This is a genomic window from Pseudomonas sp. RSB 5.4 (assembly GCF_037126175.1).
Classification (GTDB): domain Bacteria; phylum Pseudomonadota; class Gammaproteobacteria; order Pseudomonadales; family Pseudomonadaceae; genus Aquipseudomonas; species Aquipseudomonas fluorescens_H.
In genome coordinates this window covers 1,205,567-1,225,376 of record NZ_CP146986.1, presented here as the reverse complement: position 1 = coordinate 1,225,376, position 19,810 = coordinate 1,205,567, and the positions used below count along the sequence as shown (strand labels likewise).

Here is a 19,810-nt window from a genome sequence, read left to right as displayed (position 1 = left end):
GCAAAGCTTGAATGCTTGGCAATGAATAAGTGGGTTAACCCGGACGCCGCCCTTGCAGGGACAGGCGCACAGGCAAAGTCATGGAGGCCGGTGGCCGTTCGCTCAGGTGCGGCGCGTTACGCAGCGCCGCCAGTACCTGGGTGTCGATCTCGGGATTGCCGCTGGACTTGACCAGCTCGACCCGGGTGATTTCGCCGACGCTGCTCAGCCACACATCGGCCTGCAGCGAAAATGCGAGGTTGCGCAGGTCGGGGTTCTCGCGTAGCAAGCGCTGAAACGTGAACGCGAGGAACTGGCTGTAGGTGCCGGTGCCCAGGCGTCCGCCACCCGCACCGGCCATGCCGCCACCCTTGCCGGCGCCGATGTTGAAAGCGTCATTGCCACTCTGCGCATCGCCGTCCATTTGCATCGGGTTGGCCAGATCGTCCGCCGGTGATGGCGGCGCCTCTTCCTCGGGCTTGACCTCCTGCGGCTCGGGCGTTGGCTCAGGCTCGACGACCTTTTCTTCCACCGGGGTTTCCGGCTCCGGCGGTTTTTCCGGTGGTGGCGGCGGCGGTGGCGGCAACGGAATGATCGTCGGCACCTTCGGCGCTTCACGGCGCACGCCGCTCATGTCATTGGCCCACTGCCACAGGAACCACGCGGCGAGCGCGCCGAGCAGCAGCCCGGCGCCCCACTTCAGGTAACGCAATGGCGAACGCTTCACCGGCAGCGGCTCGATCGGGAGTTGTGCGGTCATCACTCAGCCCTGCGTCGGTTTGCCGGTCACCAGACCGACCTGAGACAGTTCGAGCCGGCGCAACAGATCCAGCACTTCGATGACCTTCTGGTACTGCACGGTCGCGTCGCCGCGCACGATCACCGGGAAGTCCGGGCTCTGCGCCTTCTCGATGCGCAGGCGTTCTTCCAGCTCGGCCAGGGTCACCGGGTAGGCGTCGAGGAACACCTGACCGCCGTCGTTGACCGAAATCGCCTTGGTCTTGGCCTCCGACAGCGACACCGAGGCGCTGGCCTTGGGCAGGTTGATCTGGATCCCGGAGACCTGCGCGGTGGCGGTGAGGATGAACATCACCAGCACCACCATCAGCACGTCGACCAATGGGGTGATGTTGATGCTGTCCACCGCTGCATCTTCGTCATCGTCGTGGGAGGCATTTACGGACGCCATGGCAGTGCTCCTCAGGCCGGTACGGAGTGGTTGGCGTGATGACCGCGCTGATGCGACGCCTCACTGAACTGGCTCTCGCCGTGCATCTCCGCCAGACGCGTGATGAACTCGTCGACGAACACGCGCATGTCGGCGCTGACTTCCTTGTTGCGGGTGATCAGGCGGTTGTAGCCAAACAGCGCCGGGATCGCGACGAACAGGCCCATGGCGGTGGCGAGCAATGCGGCGGCCATGCCCGGCGCGATGGCGTTGATGTTGACGTCGCCGGCCATGGCGGTGCCGAGGAACACCACCATGATCCCCAGCACGGTGCCGAGCAGGCCGATGTACGGGCCACCGGCGATGGCGTTGGACAGGGTCGAGAGTTTCGAGCTGAGGGCCTGGTTCTCGCGGGTGCGCACGCCGTCCATCGAGCAACGGATGGCTTCGATGGTGGCGGCGGAAACCGAGGAGGTATCGGCGCCCTGCTCGCGGCGGGTGCGGATTTCCTTGACCGCCACCGAGTACAGGCGCCACAGCGGCGAATGCTGCAGACGCTGAGCGAGTTGCGCGTCGTCAGCGAACATTTCCAGGCGGGTGCCGACCTTGGCGAATTGCTCGCGGAAATCCTCGTTGGCCTTGCTCACGCGGCTGAGGGTGCGGTTCTTGCGCAGCATGATGATCCACGACTGGAACATCATCAGCACCAGTACGGCGATGATTACCCAGGCATCGACCGGCACCGCGTTGAGCAGGAAACCGAGGCTGCCGAAGCCGAAACCGGACTGTTCTTCGTCGACGCCGTAGGCCACCAGTTTCGACTCGGCGCCTTGGGAGGTCGCATCAGCCAGCAGCAACGGCGCCGGACGCGCGACTTTCGACAGGCGCAGTTCGTCGATGGCGCCCACGAATGGCTGGTACGGGCCTGCGGCCAGATCGCCGCCAATCGCCATCACCGAATTGAACGCCGGCATCGCCTGAGCGAGAGTCGCACTCTCACGACCATTGATGTACAGGCTGACTTTCGAACCTTCGGCGGTCAGCGCGACGTGCTGCCATTGGCCGGGATTCAGCGGCTGAGTGGCCACGGCGCGCTGGCCCTCGATCTCCACAAACGGCACACCCTGATTGACCCCGACCAGCAGACTGTTGGCGCCTTCACGGCGGGCCAGAATCAGTTGCTCGCCATTGGCCTGATCCAGACGCAGCCAGGCACTGAAGGTGAACGCGCTGCCAGCGCTGTGCTGCAACGATGGACTGGCCGGCAGCAGCAGCGGCTGACCGCTGAACTGCAAGGCGCGCCCGATCACACCGTCAATCGCCGCGCCAGTGGCGCTTTGCGCGGTGTTGCCGTAAGCGGTGGTGTCTTTGGCCGGGGTGCCGGTGGCACCGTCGAAGTGGTACAGCGCGGTGTAATTCGGATCGAAGGTCAGCTGGCCGTTGCCGGTGGCCGGCGCCTTCTGGTTGCCGTAGTACATCCAGATGTCCTGACGCTGACCGCCCTCGACATTCGGTACATCGACCCAGATCAGCGCCATGCCCATCAGTGCATCGAAGCTTTCGATCTGGTGGTTGAGTACGGTCTTGTCATCGGCGGCGACGAAGCGCAAATCCGCGCCATCTTCCTTGACCCCATCGAAGGTGAAGTTGCCGGTGTGCAGGCGCACCAGCAACGCGGTGCGGCCCAGCGCCTGATTGATCCCGGCGCCCTGCGGCGTGGTGTCGACGGCGATCTGTTTGCGGTAATGCCAGTCGTCCTGCCACCAGGCCTGAGCCGTGGCCGGGAGCACGAAGCCCAGGCAGATCAACAACGAAAGAATGAGGCGCTGCATGAACGTGCTCCTTTAAAAAGTGGCTTGAAGGTTGAAGTGCAGGCGCGATTCCTGCTTCGAGGTGTTCGGCCCTTCGAGTAGCGGGTAGCCCCAGTCGAGGCTGCCGGACAGCCATTTGCTCAGGCTGGCGCGGGTGCCGAGGCCGACACTGGCCAGGGCGTAACTGGCGTCCTGGTCCGGCAGTTCGTCGCGCAGGTACAGTTGCGCGCCTTCGGCGAAGGCGTAGAAGCGCCATTCCTGCATCCAGCTGCCGGCGTATTTCGCCAGCGACGGCGTGCGCAGCTCCTGACTGAGCAGTACGCCGTCATCGCCGGTGCGCTCGGCCGCCAGATAGCCGCGTACCGAAGTCGCGCCGCCGGCGGAAAACTGTTCGTTGGAGACCAGTGGCCCCGACGCCAGCTGGAACGCGCCTTTGCTCGCGCTCTGCCAGTCGTTGTCGAAGGTCCAGGTGAAGTTGCTGTCGCCCTTGAGCACGGCGAAACTCGGGTTGGCCCGGTAGCGTTTGTAGTCGAAGTCTTCGTCGGAACTGCCGTAACCGAAAATGCTGCGGGTGGCTGCGACCAGGCTCAGGCCGAGTCCAAGCTGACTTTTTTCGGTGTAGCGGAAGCCGTTGTAGGCGAAGGTGAACGGCGCGTATTTCAGCGGCACCTTGTCGCTCTCGCCGGACAGGGTCAGGCGTTCGTCGAAGTCCTTGAAGTCGATACCGGCCGACAGCGAGTTCGACCAACTGCCACTGGACGGCAGCGTGTAGATCGCCGACACCCCGTAGGAATGGCCCTTGCCCAGCACGTTGCTGCCGCCGATGGTGGCGACGTTGCTGTCGGACTGATAACCGGAGAACTGCACACTCCAGCGCTCGGTCAATGGCGCGGTGTAGGAGCCCGACCAGACCTTGGCGTTGTCAGTGTCTTGCGGCGCGGTGAAGAATGTCAGGTTGATGCTGTGGCCGAGCTGCCACAGGTTGTTGTAGCCGAGGCTGGTCACGGCGCGGAGCTTTTCGGTGTCGGCGCTGTAGTCGTTGTTGAGGCCGATGCTGCCGGTCCAGGGGTTCTGGTCTTCGACCTGCAAATCGACGTCCATGGTGCCGGGGCGTTGACCTTCGCGCACCAGCGGCATGACCTGGCGGCCCGGGGTTTTATTGAGCTGCGCCAGTTCGCCCTGAACCTTGGCGAAGTCCGGCACTTCGCCTTCTTTCAGGGCCGGGACGTTGTCGCGGATGTCCAGCGGCGAATAGTGTTTGGCGCCGACCACGCGCACCCGGCCGACCTTGGTTTCGCTGACTTGCAGATAGACGATGCCGTCCGCCACCGCTTGCTCCGGCAGTTCGACGAACACCGATTGGTAGCCGCGCTCCTGATAGGCCTTCTGCAAGGCATCGCGGGCGCCTTCGATGTCGCTCATGGCTTTCTGCGGGCCGAGAAACGGGTACACCGCTTCTTCGATGGCCCTGGCGTCGAGCACGGTGTTGCCGCGCACGAAGTATTCGTTGACGTCCACCAGACGTTGCGGCGCAGCAGCTTCGGCAATCTCTTCGGCGAATGCCGGTTGCGCGCCGGCCGTCACCAGCAGCCAGCCCCACAGCGCCAGCCGTGACGTGAAAATCTGATCCACACTACCCCCTGAATTCGCGATGACCTGTTGGCGCTGTTGCACGCCTTGTGTGTTGCATCCAATGGCTGGCGCGGCTAATTGCTGACGTGCGCGGCACCGCTGTGCTTGCCGAGCCAGGTATGCAACAACGCGAAGTTCAAGGAGAACTCGGGCATTTGCAGCAAGGCACCGCAGAACACTTCGCCGATGATTTTCTGAATGAGCTGCACCGCACGCCGGTTGTTGAGGAGCGTGGCGATGTCGCGACTGAGGACGTTGAAGCTCCAGACTTTCTGGTTCAGGCCAAGACCGACGAACCAGCGGAACAGCAGGTTGTAATTGAGCTGTTCATACAGTTGCTGCTCGCTGGGCACCGAATACAGCAGTTGCAGGAGCAGAATGTGCATGACGGTTTGCGCGGGGATGAGCATGCCGGGCTCGGCATTGAGTTCGTGCAGCAGGTCTTGATGGGCATCGAGCAAGTCGTCGATCTGCGGGCGCAGCAATACCAGCGAATGGCCTGGCGGAATGTAGCTGGAGACCTCTTTCAAGGCACCCTGCCAGTCATCCTGCGACACGATCCAGACCCACGGCGCACCGTAGCGATACACCGAAACCGGCTTCTTGCGCGCCGCTTCGACGATCTTCGACAGGCGCTGATCGAGTTCCTGCATGCCCACTTTCGAGTAGCGTTCCATAGTCCCCATTGCCTCACTCCCGGCGTCCCGCCTCGGCTTGTGAAAAGCGCCCCATTGGGCCCCTCAAGCGCGTTACATAGGCATGACCGGACTGGCTATGTGCTACCGAACTTTTGTCATAAAAGCTTCATTAAAGGCGGAGTCAAAAGCGAAAAATCAAACACCCAGGCATCTTTTTTTTGAAACTGAACAGCTGCAAGGCGGGAGCGAGCAAAGTCACTCCCACACAGGCATGCATGTCAAGAAGTGCTCGCTTATTGGTTGATCAAATCAAAATTACCAAAAACTTCAATATTCGCAGGACCATGAGGCTCGCCAATATTTTTCATCTTCATGGTAAACAGGCCGTACGCTCGCTGCGGTGATTCGTGGAAAACAATAGAAATCCATCCTGACTCGGGAATGTACTTGAAGGAATGCATGTCCGAATAATCGACCAATGAGGCTTCCAAAATATTCTTGACATCGTAATGACCAGTAGGCGTTCCGGGCGCGAACTCAAACGTCAGACGCTTCCGAGGCCGCATGGTACCGCCAGTCGCGCCCTCGTATGCAAAAATCTGAATACGTTGATTGTTTTTATCAAACGAAATCTGATCGTGAACAAACTCGGTAAGACCACCGACGATTTCAATTTTAAAAGTTCCTGTGGTTCTTTCATTCCGCTTAACTTCAACTTTATTTTTCATTTCACACACTCCATTTTTCGAACATTTTCAATCAAGAAGGACACTTAAAAATCCAGACATAACTCAAAACAATGAGAATAATGCCGTCACTATTACCCCATATAAATACATGCTTGCCCACTGTCAGAGTTGACAGTGGGCAAGCATAGGAAAAAAGATTACGTTGAATATTTTTTAGTCGTAAACCGGCCAAGTCTGGATGATTTTGCCGCTGCGCACGGCGAGCAGATCACCGAACTGCAACAACACCGCTTCGGTCTGGGTGGGGCGCAGGAAGACTTGATCTTCGATGGTCAAGCCAACGGCGTTGGAGCCGTTGACCATCTCCTGATTCGAGCTGCGTCCGTACACACCATTGCTCTGTAAACCCGGCGGCGATTCGAACTCGGCCATCCAGTTGCCGCCGTAAATGAAAAAGGTCTGGCGCTGGTTGGTGTCCCACCAGGAGAACAGCCGCGACTTGTCATCCAGCGCCGGAATGTTGACCGCCCCCGTACTCTTCAACACAGGCGTGGCGATGTAGGTCGCCGGCACGTGATCGACCAGCGACGGCAGGTCGTAGTGCGTCGGTTTGAGCATCGCCGTGCCCACCGAAACCTCGGTGCTCAGCCGCTCGTTTTCATGGATGCGGTAACTCGGGCTGCCGGCGGTGTTCAGGCACAGGTTGTCATTCCACAACGTCGGATACTGCTGGCGGGTGAAATCGACGCAGCGCTGATAAATCACCATGACTTTGGCGAACAGTTCCTCGGGCGAACCGAGAATCCCCGGTACGCCCATGCCCACGAACGGGTCGTAACCCATGAACCCGGCGAACTGCAGATGCTGCGGATTGGCGCTGATCAGCGTGAGCATCTGCCCCAACACATTCACATCACTGACCCCGCCGCGATGCAGGCCGACATCCAGCTCGATGTTGATGCGCATCCGCGTGCCCAGCCCCTGCGCCAGCGCGAGGTATTGCTGCAGGCGCTCAGGCCCGTCGAGCAGCCATTGCAGTTGCCTGGAAGGATCGAACGAGCCTTTGTGGTTTTGATAAAACAGCTCGGCTGAACGCACCGGCAACGGCTTGCCGAGCAGAATGTCGGACTGCGGAAACGTGACCGCATCGTGATTGAGAAACGGCTGGTGAAACGACATGAGTTTTTGCGTCCCGGCCCGTTGCGCGATGTAGCTCAACAGCCCCGGCGACGGCAGGGACTTTTCCACCAGACGCAATTGCTTGCCGCCGCGTTTGGCCGACTGCATCACCACGTCGATGTTGTGATCGAGGCGATCCAGATCGATCAACAGCACCGGGCGCATCGGGCCTTTGTCTTTCAGTTCATTGTTCAGCGCGCGGAAATATTCACAGTACGGCGCACCTCGATCACCCGGTCGCAGCCAGGCGCCCACGCCCACCAGTAAAGCGCCGACACCCAATGTGCCGAGCATGAAATTGCGTCGATTGAGCGCCATCAGCTCACCCCCAGAATTGACGACAGATGCGCATTGAGAAAGCGTCCGCTCGGATCCAGCGCCTGACGCACCTCGACAAACTCGCGCCAGCGCGGATACAGCGGCTGTAACGTGCGGGCGTTGAGCGTGTGCAACTTGCCCCAGTGCGGGCGACCGTTGTACTTCCAGAAAATCGGCTCGACCGCCGCGAAAAAGTTGTGGTGATCCATCTGATAGTGCTGATGCACCGAGATCGAACAGCTGTCGCGGCCCTCGAACATGCTCAGCGGAATATCGTCGGCTTTCACGTAGCGATACTCGATGGGAAACCAGGTGCGCAGGTCTTTGTCGCGAATCAGTTTGAGGATCTCGCGCAGGCACGCCGGGCCGTGTTCGGCAGGCACCGAGTATTCCATTTCGTTGAAGCGCACGGTGCGCACGTTGGCGTAGATGTCGAACGAGTCACCGACCCGATCATCAAAATTCGCCAGATGCCGCAGGCTGTTGAGCAGCGTGCTGCGCAGCTCAGGGAAATCGCTGCCGTACTTGTCGATCTTCTCGATCAGGGTCACGAACTCGTTGCCGCCCTCCTCTTCGGGCGGGATTGGCGGGGTGGCCGGGTCGCTGGTTTCGTTGAGGGCGATAGACAAGGCGTAATCGGAATGGGTGACCACGAGCATTTCCCAGTGCTGATTTTCGCGGGTGTTTTTGTCGAGGTCTTCCAGCAGCTCTTCGGTCCTGGCGATCCACTGGCGTTCGCGCAGGCGATAGGCCGGGCGATTTTGCAGGCGGATTTTCGTCGCCACGCCCAGTGCGCCCAAGGACACCCGCGCAGCGTTGAACACCTCGGGATGGCGCTGGCTGTCACAGTCCAGCACCTCACCATTGGCCGTCACCAATTGCATGCCGCAGACGTGGGCGGAATAGGACTGAAAGGTTTTGCCGGTGCCGTGGGTCGAGGTGGAAATCGCCCCGGCGAGGGTCTGATAGTCGATGTCGGCCATGTTTTGCAGCGCCTGGCCAACGTCCTTCAGCGGCACGCCCATGCGCGACATCGGTGTGCCGGCAGCGAATTCGGCCTGCAGGGTTTTCGGGTCGTGATCGAGCAGCCCGGTGAAATAACTCAGCGACAGCAGCGTGCCGTCGGTGGGCACCAGCGCACTGAACGAATGCGCCGAACCGACCGGGCGGATTTTGCCTTGGGCCTGGCGAATCGCAGCGCTCAGTTCATCGAGATTCTTCGGCGCCAACCGCGCCGCCGGCAGGCAACTCTGCCCGCCCGACCAGTTGCGCCAGGGAATCAGTCGCGGTGCGCGCATCAATTGCCCCAGCGCGGGATTGGCCGCCAGTGCAGTGAACGCGCCGACGATGCTTGCCCGCTGCAACAACTGCCGGCGTGTCAGATCCATGCTCATGCGCGCACCCTTATTGTGGGAGGGGCTGGTCGGCCATGAAGCCGATCAGTTGCAGGAATTGTTCTTCCGAACACTCGACGCACTGGCCCATCGGCGGCATACCGTTGTAGCCGTTGATGGCGTGGTCGAGCAGCGTGTCGGCGCCCTGCTGGATACGCGGTTCCCAGGCTTTACGGTCACCGGTTAATGGTGCGTTGGCGGCCGGATTGGCGTGACACAGCTGGCAGCTGTTGGCGTAGATCTGCGCCAGTGCCGGGTCGGAGGGGGTGGCGTTGCTCGCAACGCGATGGGTGGCTGGAGGTTTGGCGTCATCGCCGCAGCCAGGCAGCGCAATCGCCAGCGCCAGCAAAAAGGTCAATCGCAATGCCCGCATAACGATCCTCGCGTGGGATGCCGTTTATTGTTGTGAGCCCACCTTAAGGCAGCGGCGCCAGAGGGTTGAGGGCATTGCGGGACAGTGAGGGGAACTTCGGGGGCCAGCAGAAAATGTTCAAACCATACAATTCAACTGTGGGAGCGGGCTTGCTCGCGAATGCGGTGTGTCAGCCATGAGGATGTCAGTTGAAAGGACGCATTCGCGAGCAAGCCCGCTCCCACATTGGATTTCATAAACCAGTCAGAGCTCTGTTCCGCATCTCTGCGTGACATTCGCGTGACATTGGCGGGTTTAAATGTCGGCGCATTCAGGCGTATAACCTGTAAAGACTTTTTGATCTGTATACGGACATCAACACGGGGTAGCGACATGACCACAGCAAACATCCTTGGCAATCTGTTCCCTTCTGTCAGCGACATCCCGGAAAAATACCGCCTCGACGGTCAGGTCGAGCAACGCGAATACCTCGTCGATGGCGAACTGCGGCGCTGGGACGGCCCGCTCGCACAAGTGCGTAGCCCGGTCTATATCCATGGCGAAAGCGGGGATGAACAAGTGATCCTCGGCAGCACGCCACTGCTCGACGCCGACACCGCCCTCACCGCCCTCGATGCCGCCGTGCGCGCCTACGATCGCGGTCAGGGCCAGTGGCCGACCATGCGCGTGGCCGAACGGATCCAGCACGTCGAAGCGTTCCTCGGGCGTATGCGCCAGCAGCGCGAAGCCGTGGTCAAGCTGCTGATGTGGGAGATCGGCAAGAACCTCAAGGACTCGGAAAAAGAGTTCGACCGCACCTGCGACTACATCGTCGACACCATCAACGCGCTGAAGGAACTCGACCGCCGCTCCAGCCGTTTCGAACTGGAGCAGGACACCCTCGGCCAGATCCGTCGCGTGCCGCTCGGTGTCGCACTGTGCATGGGCCCTTACAACTATCCGCTGAACGAAACCTTCACCACGCTGATTCCGGCGCTGATCATGGGCAACACCGTGGTGTTCAAACCGGCCAAGCTCGGCGTGCTGCTGATCCGCCCACTGCTCGAGGCGTTCCGCGACAGCTTCCCGACTGGCGTGATCAACGTGATCTACGGCAGCGGCCGCGAGACGGTCAGCGCGCTGATGGCCAGCGGCAAGATCGACATCTTCGCCTTCATCGGCACCAACAAGGCTGCCAGCGACCTGAAGAAACTGCACCCGAAACCGCACCGTTTGCGCGCCGCGCTGGGTCTGGATGCGAAGAACCCCGGCATCGTCCTGCCGAAAGTCGATCTGGACAACGCAGTCAGCGAAGCGGTCACCGGTTCGCTGTCGTTCAACGGCCAGCGCTGCACCGCGCTGAAGATCCTGTTTGTGCACGAGGACGTGGTCGACGCCTTCATCGAAAAATTCAACGCCAAACTCGCCACGCTCAAGCCGGGCATGCCGTGGGACAGCGGCGTGGCGCTGACGCCGCTGCCGGAGTCGGGCAAGGTCGACTACCTGCACGGCCTGGTGGCCGATGCGCAGAGCAAGGGCGCACAAGTGGTCAACCCGAACGGCGGCGAGAGTCGTGAGTCGTTCTTTTACCCAGCCGTGCTGTACCCGGTGACGCCGCAGATGCGCGTGTACAACGAAGAACAATTCGGCCCGGTGGTGCCAATCGTTCCGTATCGTCATCTCGATACCGTGATCGATTACGTGCTGGAGTCGGATTTCGGCCAGCAACTAAGCCTGTTCGGCACCAACCCGGTGGCGATCGGCCGACTGGTCGACACTTTCGCCAACCAGGTCGGGCGGATCAACCTCAACGCCCAGTGCCAGCGCGGGCCGGACACCTACCCGTTCAACGGGCGCAAGAACTCCGCCGAAGGCACGCTGTCGGTACACGATGCGCTGCGGGTGTTTTCGATCCGCACACTGGTGGCGACCAAGTTCCAGGACAGCAACAAGGATCTGATCAGCGAAATCATTCGCGGCCGCGATTCGAGCTTCCTGACCACCGACTACATCTTCTGACGAGGACTTTGCACTGAGCACCTTCAGCACCCACCGACTGCCACCGCTGCTGCGGCGAATCCTGCGTCCGTTGCTGGACCCGTACCGCCGCTACCAGCACGCCCGAGTGATTCACGCGGTGCGGGTAGCACTGGGGCTGCTGGCGACCATTCTGCTGACCACCGGCATCAACCTGCCCCACGGCGAGTGGGCTTCGGTGACCATGCTGGTGGTGATCGGCGGCCTGCAACACCACGGCAACATCGGCAAGAAAGCCGCCGAACGCGCCACCGGCACCCTGATCGGTGCCGGCGTCGGTCTGCTGCTGGTGGCCCAACAGGCATGGCTCGGCATGCCGTGGCTGACCTACTTTGCGATGGCCGTGGTCTGCGGATTCTTCTCCTATCACGCCATCGGCAAGGGCGGTTACACCGCCCTGCTTTCGGCAATTACCGTGTTCATCGTCGCCGGACATGGCGACAACCCGATCACCGACGGCTTGTGGCGCGGCGTCGACATCCTGATCGGCATCGCCCTGGCCCTGGCGTTTTCCTTCGCCCTGCCGCTGTACGCGGTGTATTCGTGGCGCTACAACCTCGCCGATGCCTTGCGCGACTGCGCCACGTTGTACGGGCGGATCATCAGCGGCCAACCGGTCAGCGCCGATGAACATCTGAAGCTGATGGGCCGGGTGACTACGGTTATGGTGCAACTGCGCTCGCTGATGCCTTCAGTGTCCAAGGAAGTGAAGATTTCCATGACCGAACTGGACGCGATTCAGCGCAACCTGCGAATGTGCGTCAGTACCCTGGAAATCCTCGGCAACACCCGCCCGGATGCCAACGACCCCGACGCCATGGCGCATCTGCAATCGGCGCTGCGGGCCGAGCACCGGGTGATCCGCGTGCAACTGATCGGCATGGCCCGGGCCTTGAAGTCCGGCGCCACGCAACGTCTGCAGCGCCCGCTGGAGTTGCCGGACGCCAGCCTCGACACACCGGTCTACAGCACGCTGGACGGTTACCGCTTGCTGACCCGACAACTGGCGGCGAACATCGGCGAATTGCGTCAACGCCTGGCAATGACCGCGCCGCGCTGGAACATCTGAGTCGTCGGAAAAAACCCATGTAACAAAGCTGACATCATCACTACAATGCGCCGCACAACGGATGTGACATGGACGCATAAATGCAATTCAGGAAAAGTATCAACGCCCTGCGGGCACTGGCTGTGCTCGCGGTCGTGCTGTTTCATTTCAAGGTGCCAGGGTTTGAAGGCGGATTCGCCGGGGTAGACGTGTTCTTCGTCATTTCCGGGTTCCTGATGACCGGCATCATCTTCAATGGCGTGCAACAACAGAACTTTTCCCTCCTCGGTTTCTACGCCTCCCGCGCCCGACGCATCATTCCTGCCTTGCTGACCCTGTGCGTTGCGTTGCTGGTCTTTGGCTACGCCTATCTGCCGCTGGACGATTTGCGCGAAACCATCCGCACGATCAAGAGCAGCCTGCTGTTCAGCTCGAACTTCAGCTTCGCCCAAAGCGGCAATTACTTCGCTGCGCCGCTGCATGAAAACTGGCTGCTGCACACCTGGTCGCTGTCGGTCGAGTGGCAGTTCTACATGCTCTATCCCGTGTTGATCATGGGATTGCACAGATTCTTCGGTACCGGCAAGACCCGCTTGGCCCTGGTCGCCCTGGCACTGATCTCACTCGCGGCGTCCGTCGTTATGACACGCCTCAACCCGACGTTTGCGTTCTACATGTTGCCCACCCGCGCGTGGGAAATGATCGCTGGCGGGCTGGTCTTTCTGTTTCCCTTGCGGCTCAGCCAGCGCGGCGGCGCGATTTGTGAAGGACTCGGACTGTTGGCGATTGGCATCAGCGTGCTGTTTTTTTCTGAAGCTGATGTGTGGCCGGGCTACCTTGCACTGGTGCCGGTACTGGGGACGATGCTGGTGATTCACGGCAACACCCGGTCCGCGTTCAGCAGCCATCCTGCGCTGCAATTTGTCGGGAGCATTTCCTACTCGGTGTACCTGTGGCATTGGCCGCTGGTGGTGCTGTTGTACCTGTGCGGACTGTTGAACAGTTGGCCGCACGTGATCGGCGCAATGATTGCGTCGTTCGCAATGGGCGCCCTGTCCTACTACCTGGTTGAATCCAGGGTGAAGAACGGTACGACCGCCACACGAACGGTGATCAGGTTCGCGTCGCTGACAGTGGCCGTGGTTGCCGTGTCTGCGGTGACGTCTTCGCTGGTCAAGGACCACCCCGACTGGCGCCCGGCGCTGGTCGAGCTCGGCCAGCCGGAATACACCAGCAAGCTGTATCCGCAGGAGTGCTACCCGAACGAATTCGGGGCGGCGGATTGCAAACTGGGTACCGGCGAGGTTTCGGTGATTCTGTATGGCGACAGTCATGCGCAATCGACTGCAGCGGCGGTGCAAATGGAAAACCCGCAGGCGGCGCTGTCCTGGTCCCGGGGCGGTTGCCCGACCCTGGCCCACTTCGCCATGCACGACAAGACCGTCGAAAGCCAGTGCCGGGGCTTCAATCAGGAAAAGCTGCAACAACTGAAAACCGCGTACGCCGGCGTGCCGGTGGTGCTGTTCAGCCGTGCGGCGCTGTATGCGGATTCGGGCCGGGAAAACAGCTACCGGATTTCCTTTCCCGAGCGGCAGGCCTCGTTTGCCGACGCCTATACCGAAGAGTACGTCAGCACGGTGTGTTCGATCGCTGAAAACCATCCGGTGTATATCGTCAAACCGATCCCGGAAATGCCCTTCAGCGTCTACAAGGGCCTGAATCTGAACCGGCGATTGTTCCGGCAAACCACGGATATTTCCCTGCCATTACAGACATATGAGAAGCGCAACCGCATCGCCATCGCGACGATCGAAGCCGCCGCCAGCCGCTGCAACGCGACGGTGATCGACCCGACGCCGTACCTGTGCCCCAACGGCAACTGCATGGGGTCCAGGGACGGCGTGCCGTTTTACTTCGATGACAATCATCTGGTGGATGCCGGCAATCAGCAGCTAAAAGGCCTGTTCAAGGATCTGATCAAACCGATTTGAGCTGACGCCGGGTTTTCAGCCCCCAGCCCTGCTGCATGCCGGCGGCGGCCAGCAGAATTGCCGCCACACCGAGCCATTGCAGGGTTTCCAGGCGATGGCCGAAGGCGAACCAATCGACGAAAATCGCCGCAATCGGGTAGATGAACGACAGCGCGCCCGTCAGTGCCGTTGGAAGTTTCTGGATCGCACCGTACAGCAGGACATACATCAGGCCCGTGTGGACAATGCCCAGCGTCACCAGACTGGCCCATGCACCGCTGGTTTGCGGCAGGCCGTTGAAGTGCGCGAACGGCGCGAGCAGCAGCACCCCGGTGCAGACCTGGATCAGGGCGATCAGATGCGGCGGTGTGCCGGTCAAACGCTTGATGATCAGCGCCGCTATCGCGTAGAGCAACGCCGCGCCCAACGCCAGTGCAATGCCCAGCAGATATTCGCCACCGCCCTCACCCTGCCCGCCATGGGCGCTGACGATCGCCAACATGCCGAGAAAGGAAATCGCCAGCCAGAACAGTTTCTGCAGGGTGATTTTCTCGCCGAGAAACAACGCCGCCAAGCCGACCAGCATGAACGGCTGCACGTTGTAGACCGCCGTCCCGATGGCAATCGATGCCCGGGAATACGAGCCGAACAACAACACCCAGTTGCCGACAATCGCCACACCGCTGAGTACCGCGAGGAGGAACGTGGTGCGGGTCAGAATACCCGGGCGCAAGAAGCCGAACGCTGCGCAAATCAACAGCAAGGTGCCGGCGCCGAACACGCAGCGCCAGAACACCACGTCCAGCACCGGCTGCCCGGATACCAGCACGAACCAGCCGATGGTTCCGGAAATCAGCATCGCGGCGGTCATCTCCAACGAGCCGCGACGGGTTGTTGTGTCCATCATTAATCTCCCTTGGCATTTGACGAAAGCGTGGCAAAAGTATGCCAAGTCGACACCGCGTGCCTCCAGCGCAAAAAGCAGGCTAAACTCGGTTTCTACCTTTTTTATCGCGGGTGGATAGCGGTAATTGCCTAATGTGGGAGTTGCACCATGACCGACGACATCGACCAGATGCTGATCAGTGCCCTGATGGAGGATTCGCGCCGCTCGCTCAAGGCGTTGGCGCAGATCAGTGGCCTGTCGTCCCCTAGTGTGGCAGAACGTTTGCGCCGCCTCGAGGAACGCGGCGTGCTCAAGGGTTATACCGTCGAGATCGATCCCAAATGCTTCGGCTATCAACTCCAGGCCATCGTCCGGGTGCGGCCACTCCCTGGCCAATTGCAGGAGGTTGAACGGCAGATCATGGCGATCCCCGAGTTCACCGAGTGCGACAAGGTGACAGGCGAGGACTGCTTCATCGCCCGCCTGCACGTGCGTTCGATGGAACAGTTGGATACTTTGCTCGACCGTCTCAATACGCTGGCCGAAACCAATACCGCGATCGTCAAGAAAACCCCGGTCAAACGCCGCTTGCCACCGATGGCGTGAGTGCCTTTTCGGCATGCTCGGCGTAGATTGACGTTTTTCCGACGAAGGATTGGCGGTAATGAGAATTCAGGCAGTGATGCTGACGGTGTTGATGCTTGGCGGGTGCGGAACGGTGCAGACCGTTGCACTCAGCGACAAGGCTTCCGTGGATCAACTGAAAACCCAGAAAAGCTACTGCGGCGCTGTTCCGCGCATTTACAGCGGTGTGACCTACGACTTCTGCATGCTGCACGCCGAAAAGCCGGATGACGTCGACGCGTTCAATTACAACAACGCCTCCCTTGGCCTGGTGGTCGATGCGGCGGTTTCGGGTGTGCTGGATACATTTCTGCTGCCCTACACCATTTACAAGCAACAGGCCGATGGCAGCATCGTCATCAACTGATCCGGTTTACGCTTTTCCCCAGACAACAAAAAACCCGCCTAAGCGGGTTTTTTGTTGATTCACAAACAGCGATCAGTCGTCGCGGCTCATGATGCCGAAGATCTGCAACAGGCTGATGAACAGGTTGTAGATCGATACATACAGGCTGATGGTCGCCATGATGTAGTTGCGCTCGCCACCGTGGATGATCGCGCTGGTCTGGAACAGAATGCAGACCGACGAGAACAGCACGAAACCGGCGCTGATCGCCAGTTGCAAACCGCTGATCTGGAAGAACATGCCCGCCAGCGTTGCACCCAGCAACACGAAGAAACCGGCGGTGATGAAGCCACCGAGGAAGCTCATGTCCTTGCGGGTGATCAGCACGTAGGCCGACAGACCACCAAACACCAGCGCAGTCATCGCAAATGCCGAGCTGACCACTTCAGCGCCGCCCTGCATGCCCAGGTAACGGTTGAGGATCGGGCCAAGCAGGAAACCCATGAAACCGGTCAGCGCAAATGCAGACACCAGACCCCACGCGGAATCACGGAGTTTGTTGGTAAGGAAGAACAGCCCGTAAAAGCCGATCAGCACCACGAAAATATTCGGGTAGCCGACGCGCATCTGCTGAGCCACGAAAGCCATCACACCGCTGAATGCGAGGGTGAGTGCCAGCAAGCCGTATGTGTTGCGCAGGACGCGGCTAACCTCTAGCTGCTCAGCCTGCACGCTGTTGTGAACTGCGTAATCCTGTTCGCGCATGGCGACACTCCTGTTGGTTTGAAACGTTCAGTCGCAAAGATCATAACAGACGCTCTGTAACAAGCCATGCACAGAGTTTGACAGTGTGTTTCATTCAGGTATTATGGCGCCCGCAACGCAACGGAGGTGTGGCCGAGTGGTTTAAGGCAACGGTCTTGAAAACCGTCGACTGTAACAGGTCCATGAGTTCGAATCCCATCGCCTCCGCCATATTTGATACGACAAAGCCCTGATTATTCAGGGCTTTGTCGTTTCTGGCGGTTGAGTTTTTTTTGGACTTTTCCAAGGCGTTACAAAACTTTTTGCAACGCGTTACAAAACTTTCCTCTCTTCGGCGTCCTGCCAATCGTTAAAACACTCTTCATGTAACACGGTGCTACGCTCATTCCTTGGCTGCCAAGGAGATCAAAATGCCCAACTCTGACCTGCTCCCTTCCCTGCTCTTCAAGATCAACGAAAACCAGCTCGCCCTCGAAGCCGCCATCATGGAGTTGTCCAACTGGGTCGAGCAGCGCGGATCGGCAGATGTCGCCGAGAACGTACGAGGCGCACTCTGGACGATCGACAAGAACGAGGAGTTCATCAAGATGACCTTGGCCGTTTTGATGGCGCCAGAATGACCGTTATCGGCAGAAAGCCGCCGCCCGAAAAATCCGAATAACGCGACAGCAACCCGTGTCGTCAAATCTCCCCAACAGCCTGCACTTCGATTTTAGTAATTCCTACCAGGCTGGCCTGCTCCAGGATCTCTCCAGCAGTCGAATCGGCTGTCGGCATGATCAAGCTGTTCTCGCCATCTCCAAAATGTAGCTCGAGCAGATGCATGGCGGCATCGTGAACGGCGAGCTCAGATTGGTTCAGCTCAATCTCTTGTGTACGGGGCTCGCCGTTGAACAGATAGTGGATCGTGTAGTTGCGCATGAATTGGCCTCGATGAGTGGATACCTACAATCAACCTGACTTTTTAGTCAGTTTTTAGTTCAGCCAGACGACTGACACGCAACTCGTCGCCTCACCCTCGCCCACCTGTTCGGCCTGAATTACTGTACATGCATACAGCATTTGTACAGCGAATCACCTTCCATGAATTTCGACCAAGCCAAATCTCTCCGGCTCCAGCAATGGCGCGCGACTCTCGACGACCAGGACTTTCGCATGCAAAACCCGGAGGCACACCGGGAAACGCTTCATCAAATGGCTGCTGTCCTGCACACAGAGGGACTGATCGATCAGCTTGAGCAGTTCGACATGAACGAGATGGCAGACGCCGCCTACTGGCATTCTGTCGAGGAACTTCAAAACTCGCCGGCCCAGTACCGCGGAGCATCGACCTACGATGTCGTGCAGGTCGACACCGGTAGGCTGCTTGGCAATATCAGCCGTTCCATCTTCAACTTCGAAAGCGACGAACCACGCGGCGCCTCGTTTCCCTACGACGGCAAGGTTTACTCTGGCGCGGACGGAGTGCGGCTGACCTTGGGGCTTTCCCGAAAGATCGGGACAATCTCGGGCCTGTTTCTGGAACTGAATGGGCGCCGGTACCAGCTCGTTGAAACCGAGCGGGTTGTTTGCGGGGTTGATTACAAGCCAATGGATGATCCAGACGCTTACCGCGCTCTGGTTGATGCGGCTCAAATCGCCAAAGAAGAGCGAGACCTACGCGCTTTTGAAAAGGTGCGCCCGCACATCGAGTCGGCGGCCTTCTGCATGTGTCCTGCCTGCCTCGATCAGTTTGGCGCCCGGGAAGACTGCCCAACCTGCTCCGGAAAAGGTTTTGTGACGAAGCCCGCGCCCGCGGGTCTACGCTGAAGAAACCATGCGAGGATCGGGCAATGTGCGGACGACTATCCCAGTACAGTGGCATTCACGACTTCGTGGCAGCGCTGAGCATGCCGAACGCTCTGGTCAACTCGACCGGCGAGCAACCGCTCGAGCGCTACAACGCCGCGCCGACCGCCCAGCTTGCCCTCTTTCACCAGGAAGGTCAGTTCCTGCACGCCGACATGGTTCGGTGGGGATGGCGCCCACACTGGGCAAAGGATCGTGCCGCGCCAATCAATGCACGCGTTGAGAAAGTCGCCCACGGCCCGTTCTTCCGCGCAATCTGGCCGCACCGGGCGATCATAGCCATCAACAACTGGTTCGAGTGGGTCGACGAAGGCGGGCCGAAAAAGCAGCCCTATTTGATCAGGCACCGGGACCAGTCGCCGATCCTGTGCGCCGCCATTGGCCAATACCCGAACGAAGAGCACGGCCCGGGCGAGCATGACGGCTTTGTGATCATCACAGCCGACAGCGCTGGCGGCATGGTCGATATCCACGACCGGCGGCCGGTTGCGTTATCGCCTGAACTCGCCCGGGAATGGTTGGATCCGGCCACGCCGAAAGAACGTGCCGAACAGATGGTGCTGCACCAGGGGGAACCGACAGAGGTGTTCGAGTGGTTCAAAGTTGACCGGGCGGTGGGGAATGTCCGAAACCAAGGCCCGGACCTGATCAAGCCGATCGATTGATCAACTGTGCGTCAGCGTTTTCAGCCGCTCTACCAAGGCGGCTTCGAAAATGATGTACAGCCTTTCCGCATCGCCGGCGCGCAAAGCCCCGCCGGTTTCCAGTCCAAGCACGAAACCATCCGCCCGCGCGCACGCCTTCACAGCGATGATCATCGAATCAGCCCCGACGATTTGCGCCAGCAACCGATCCGCCTCTCGTTTCTGCTTCTCGCTCAGCACCACGCCTTCCACATCAGCCACCTATTACCTTCACTACGACATCCAATAAATGACAGAAAGTACGACTGAAACCCAGATAATCGTCATCACAATTGAGTAGCCAGCCAGTTGCTTGTCCATGTGCCCGCATCATCCAGATCGAACGTAAATGATGGTTTACCGGTGTTCACCTCGCAACGATAGCGCCGAGCCATCACTCGGTGGGCAGTCTTCTGCGTTTGCCAAAGCTGCTTTGATCGCTT

At 59.8% G+C, this 19,810-nt stretch carries 21 protein-coding genes and 1 tRNA gene; 9 read left to right on the top strand and 13 right to left on the bottom strand.

Features of this window, described 5'->3' with window-relative positions; translation table 11 throughout:
- Positions 1-34: 34 nt before the first annotated feature.
- The 9 genes from V9L13_RS05460 to V9L13_RS05420 all read right to left on the bottom strand — a co-directional run bounded on the left by V9L13_RS05460 (position 35) and on the right by V9L13_RS05420 (position 9,181).
- Positions 35-739: an energy transducer TonB gene (locus tag V9L13_RS05460; RefSeq protein WP_103522227.1), complete on the bottom strand. Its 705-nt coding sequence runs from the start codon at positions 737-739 to the stop codon at positions 35-37.
- A gap of 3 nt (positions 740-742) precedes the next feature.
- Complete coding sequence (locus tag V9L13_RS05455; RefSeq protein ID WP_003224462.1) at positions 743-1,168, bottom strand: biopolymer transporter ExbD; 426 nt, start codon at positions 1,166-1,168, stop codon at positions 743-745.
- Positions 1,169-1,179: 11 nt separating this feature from the next.
- Positions 1,180-2,979, bottom strand: a complete 1,800-nt coding sequence (locus tag V9L13_RS05450; protein WP_338801764.1) for a DUF2341 domain-containing protein — start codon at positions 2,977-2,979, stop codon at positions 1,180-1,182.
- Between the two features lie 12 nt (positions 2,980-2,991).
- A complete protein-coding gene (locus V9L13_RS05445; RefSeq protein WP_338801763.1) occupies positions 2,992-4,590 on the bottom strand; it encodes a ShlB/FhaC/HecB family hemolysin secretion/activation protein in 1,599 nt (532 codons plus the stop codon).
- Between the two features lie 74 nt (positions 4,591-4,664).
- Positions 4,665-5,276: a transposase gene (locus V9L13_RS05440; RefSeq protein WP_338801762.1), complete on the bottom strand. Its 612-nt coding sequence runs from the start codon at positions 5,274-5,276 to the stop codon at positions 4,665-4,667.
- A gap of 245 nt (positions 5,277-5,521) precedes the next feature.
- Complete coding sequence (locus V9L13_RS05435) at positions 5,522-5,956, bottom strand: hypothetical protein (RefSeq protein WP_338801761.1); 435 nt, start codon at positions 5,954-5,956, stop codon at positions 5,522-5,524.
- A gap of 174 nt (positions 5,957-6,130) precedes the next feature.
- Positions 6,131-7,339: a DSD1 family PLP-dependent enzyme gene (locus V9L13_RS05430; protein WP_338802834.1), complete on the bottom strand. Its 1,209-nt coding sequence runs from the start codon at positions 7,337-7,339 to the stop codon at positions 6,131-6,133.
- 74 nt (positions 7,340-7,413) lie between these two features.
- Positions 7,414-8,742 (bottom strand): D-arabinono-1,4-lactone oxidase, encoded by a 1,329-nt coding sequence (locus V9L13_RS05425; RefSeq protein WP_226501519.1) that lies wholly within the window; start codon positions 8,740-8,742, stop codon positions 7,414-7,416.
- A 76-nt stretch (positions 8,743-8,818) separates the two neighbouring features.
- Positions 8,819-9,181, bottom strand: coding sequence for a c-type cytochrome (locus tag V9L13_RS05420; RefSeq protein WP_103522074.1), 363 nt, complete (start codon positions 9,179-9,181; stop codon positions 8,819-8,821).
- Between the two features lie 372 nt (positions 9,182-9,553).
- Here V9L13_RS05420 and V9L13_RS05415 point away from each other — a divergent pair, with 372 nt between their 5' ends.
- The 3 genes from V9L13_RS05415 to V9L13_RS05405 all read left to right on the top strand — a co-directional run bounded on the left by V9L13_RS05415 (position 9,554) and on the right by V9L13_RS05405 (position 14,236).
- Positions 9,554-11,179, top strand: a complete 1,626-nt coding sequence (locus V9L13_RS05415; protein WP_338801760.1) for an NADP-dependent glyceraldehyde-3-phosphate dehydrogenase — start codon at positions 9,554-9,556, stop codon at positions 11,177-11,179.
- A 46-nt stretch (positions 11,180-11,225) separates the two neighbouring features.
- A complete protein-coding gene (locus V9L13_RS05410; RefSeq protein WP_338802833.1) occupies positions 11,226-12,266 on the top strand; it encodes an FUSC family protein in 1,041 nt (346 codons plus the stop codon).
- An 80-nt stretch (positions 12,267-12,346) separates the two neighbouring features.
- A complete protein-coding gene (locus tag V9L13_RS05405; protein WP_338801759.1) occupies positions 12,347-14,236 on the top strand; it encodes an acyltransferase family protein in 1,890 nt (629 codons plus the stop codon).
- On the opposite strand, the gene V9L13_RS05400 is transcribed toward V9L13_RS05405, so the two are convergent.
- Positions 14,223-15,119 carry a DMT family transporter gene (locus V9L13_RS05400; protein ID WP_338801758.1) on the bottom strand — a complete coding sequence of 299 codons (897 nt, stop codon included), beginning with the start codon at positions 15,117-15,119 and terminating at the stop codon, positions 14,223-14,225. The genes V9L13_RS05405 and V9L13_RS05400 overlap by 14 nt on opposite strands.
- Before the next feature lie 150 nt (positions 15,120-15,269).
- On the opposite strand from V9L13_RS05400, the gene V9L13_RS05395 reads away from it, so the two are divergent.
- Positions 15,270-15,707, top strand: a complete 438-nt coding sequence (locus tag V9L13_RS05395) for an Lrp/AsnC family transcriptional regulator (protein WP_201137806.1) — start codon at positions 15,270-15,272, stop codon at positions 15,705-15,707.
- A 58-nt stretch (positions 15,708-15,765) separates the two neighbouring features.
- Positions 15,766-16,092, top strand: coding sequence for a YceK/YidQ family lipoprotein (locus tag V9L13_RS05390; RefSeq protein WP_338801757.1), 327 nt, complete (start codon positions 15,766-15,768; stop codon positions 16,090-16,092).
- Between the two features lie 72 nt (positions 16,093-16,164).
- Here V9L13_RS05390 and V9L13_RS05385 read toward each other — a convergent pair whose 3' ends face one another.
- Positions 16,165-16,836, bottom strand: a complete 672-nt coding sequence (locus V9L13_RS05385) for a Bax inhibitor-1/YccA family protein (RefSeq protein ID WP_003224442.1) — start codon at positions 16,834-16,836, stop codon at positions 16,165-16,167.
- Between the two features lie 122 nt (positions 16,837-16,958).
- Between V9L13_RS05385 and V9L13_RS05380 the strand changes: the two genes are divergently transcribed.
- Together V9L13_RS05380 and V9L13_RS05375 are read left to right on the top strand one after the other, a co-directional pair.
- Positions 16,959-17,046, top strand: a tRNA-Ser gene (locus V9L13_RS05380).
- 200 nt (positions 17,047-17,246) lie between these two features.
- Positions 17,247-17,456 (top strand): hypothetical protein, encoded by a 210-nt coding sequence (locus tag V9L13_RS05375; RefSeq protein ID WP_064587351.1) that lies wholly within the window; start codon positions 17,247-17,249, stop codon positions 17,454-17,456.
- A gap of 61 nt (positions 17,457-17,517) precedes the next feature.
- On the opposite strand, the gene V9L13_RS05370 is transcribed toward V9L13_RS05375, so the two are convergent.
- Positions 17,518-17,757 carry a hypothetical protein gene (locus V9L13_RS05370; protein ID WP_338801756.1) on the bottom strand — a complete coding sequence of 80 codons (240 nt, stop codon included), beginning with the start codon at positions 17,755-17,757 and terminating at the stop codon, positions 17,518-17,520.
- A gap of 162 nt (positions 17,758-17,919) precedes the next feature.
- Here V9L13_RS05370 and V9L13_RS05365 point away from each other — a divergent pair, with 162 nt between their 5' ends.
- Positions 17,920-18,645 (top strand): hypothetical protein, encoded by a 726-nt coding sequence (locus V9L13_RS05365; RefSeq protein WP_338801755.1) that lies wholly within the window; start codon positions 17,920-17,922, stop codon positions 18,643-18,645.
- Positions 18,646-18,668: 23 nt separating this feature from the next.
- Entirely contained in the window at positions 18,669-19,349 is a 681-nt protein-coding gene (locus V9L13_RS05360) for an SOS response-associated peptidase family protein (protein ID WP_338801754.1), read from the top strand.
- Here the strand turns inward: V9L13_RS05360 and V9L13_RS05355 are convergent, their stop codons facing one another.
- Positions 19,350-19,580, bottom strand: a complete 231-nt coding sequence (locus V9L13_RS05355; protein WP_338802832.1) for a hypothetical protein — start codon at positions 19,578-19,580, stop codon at positions 19,350-19,352.
- Positions 19,581-19,810 lie beyond the last annotated feature (230 nt).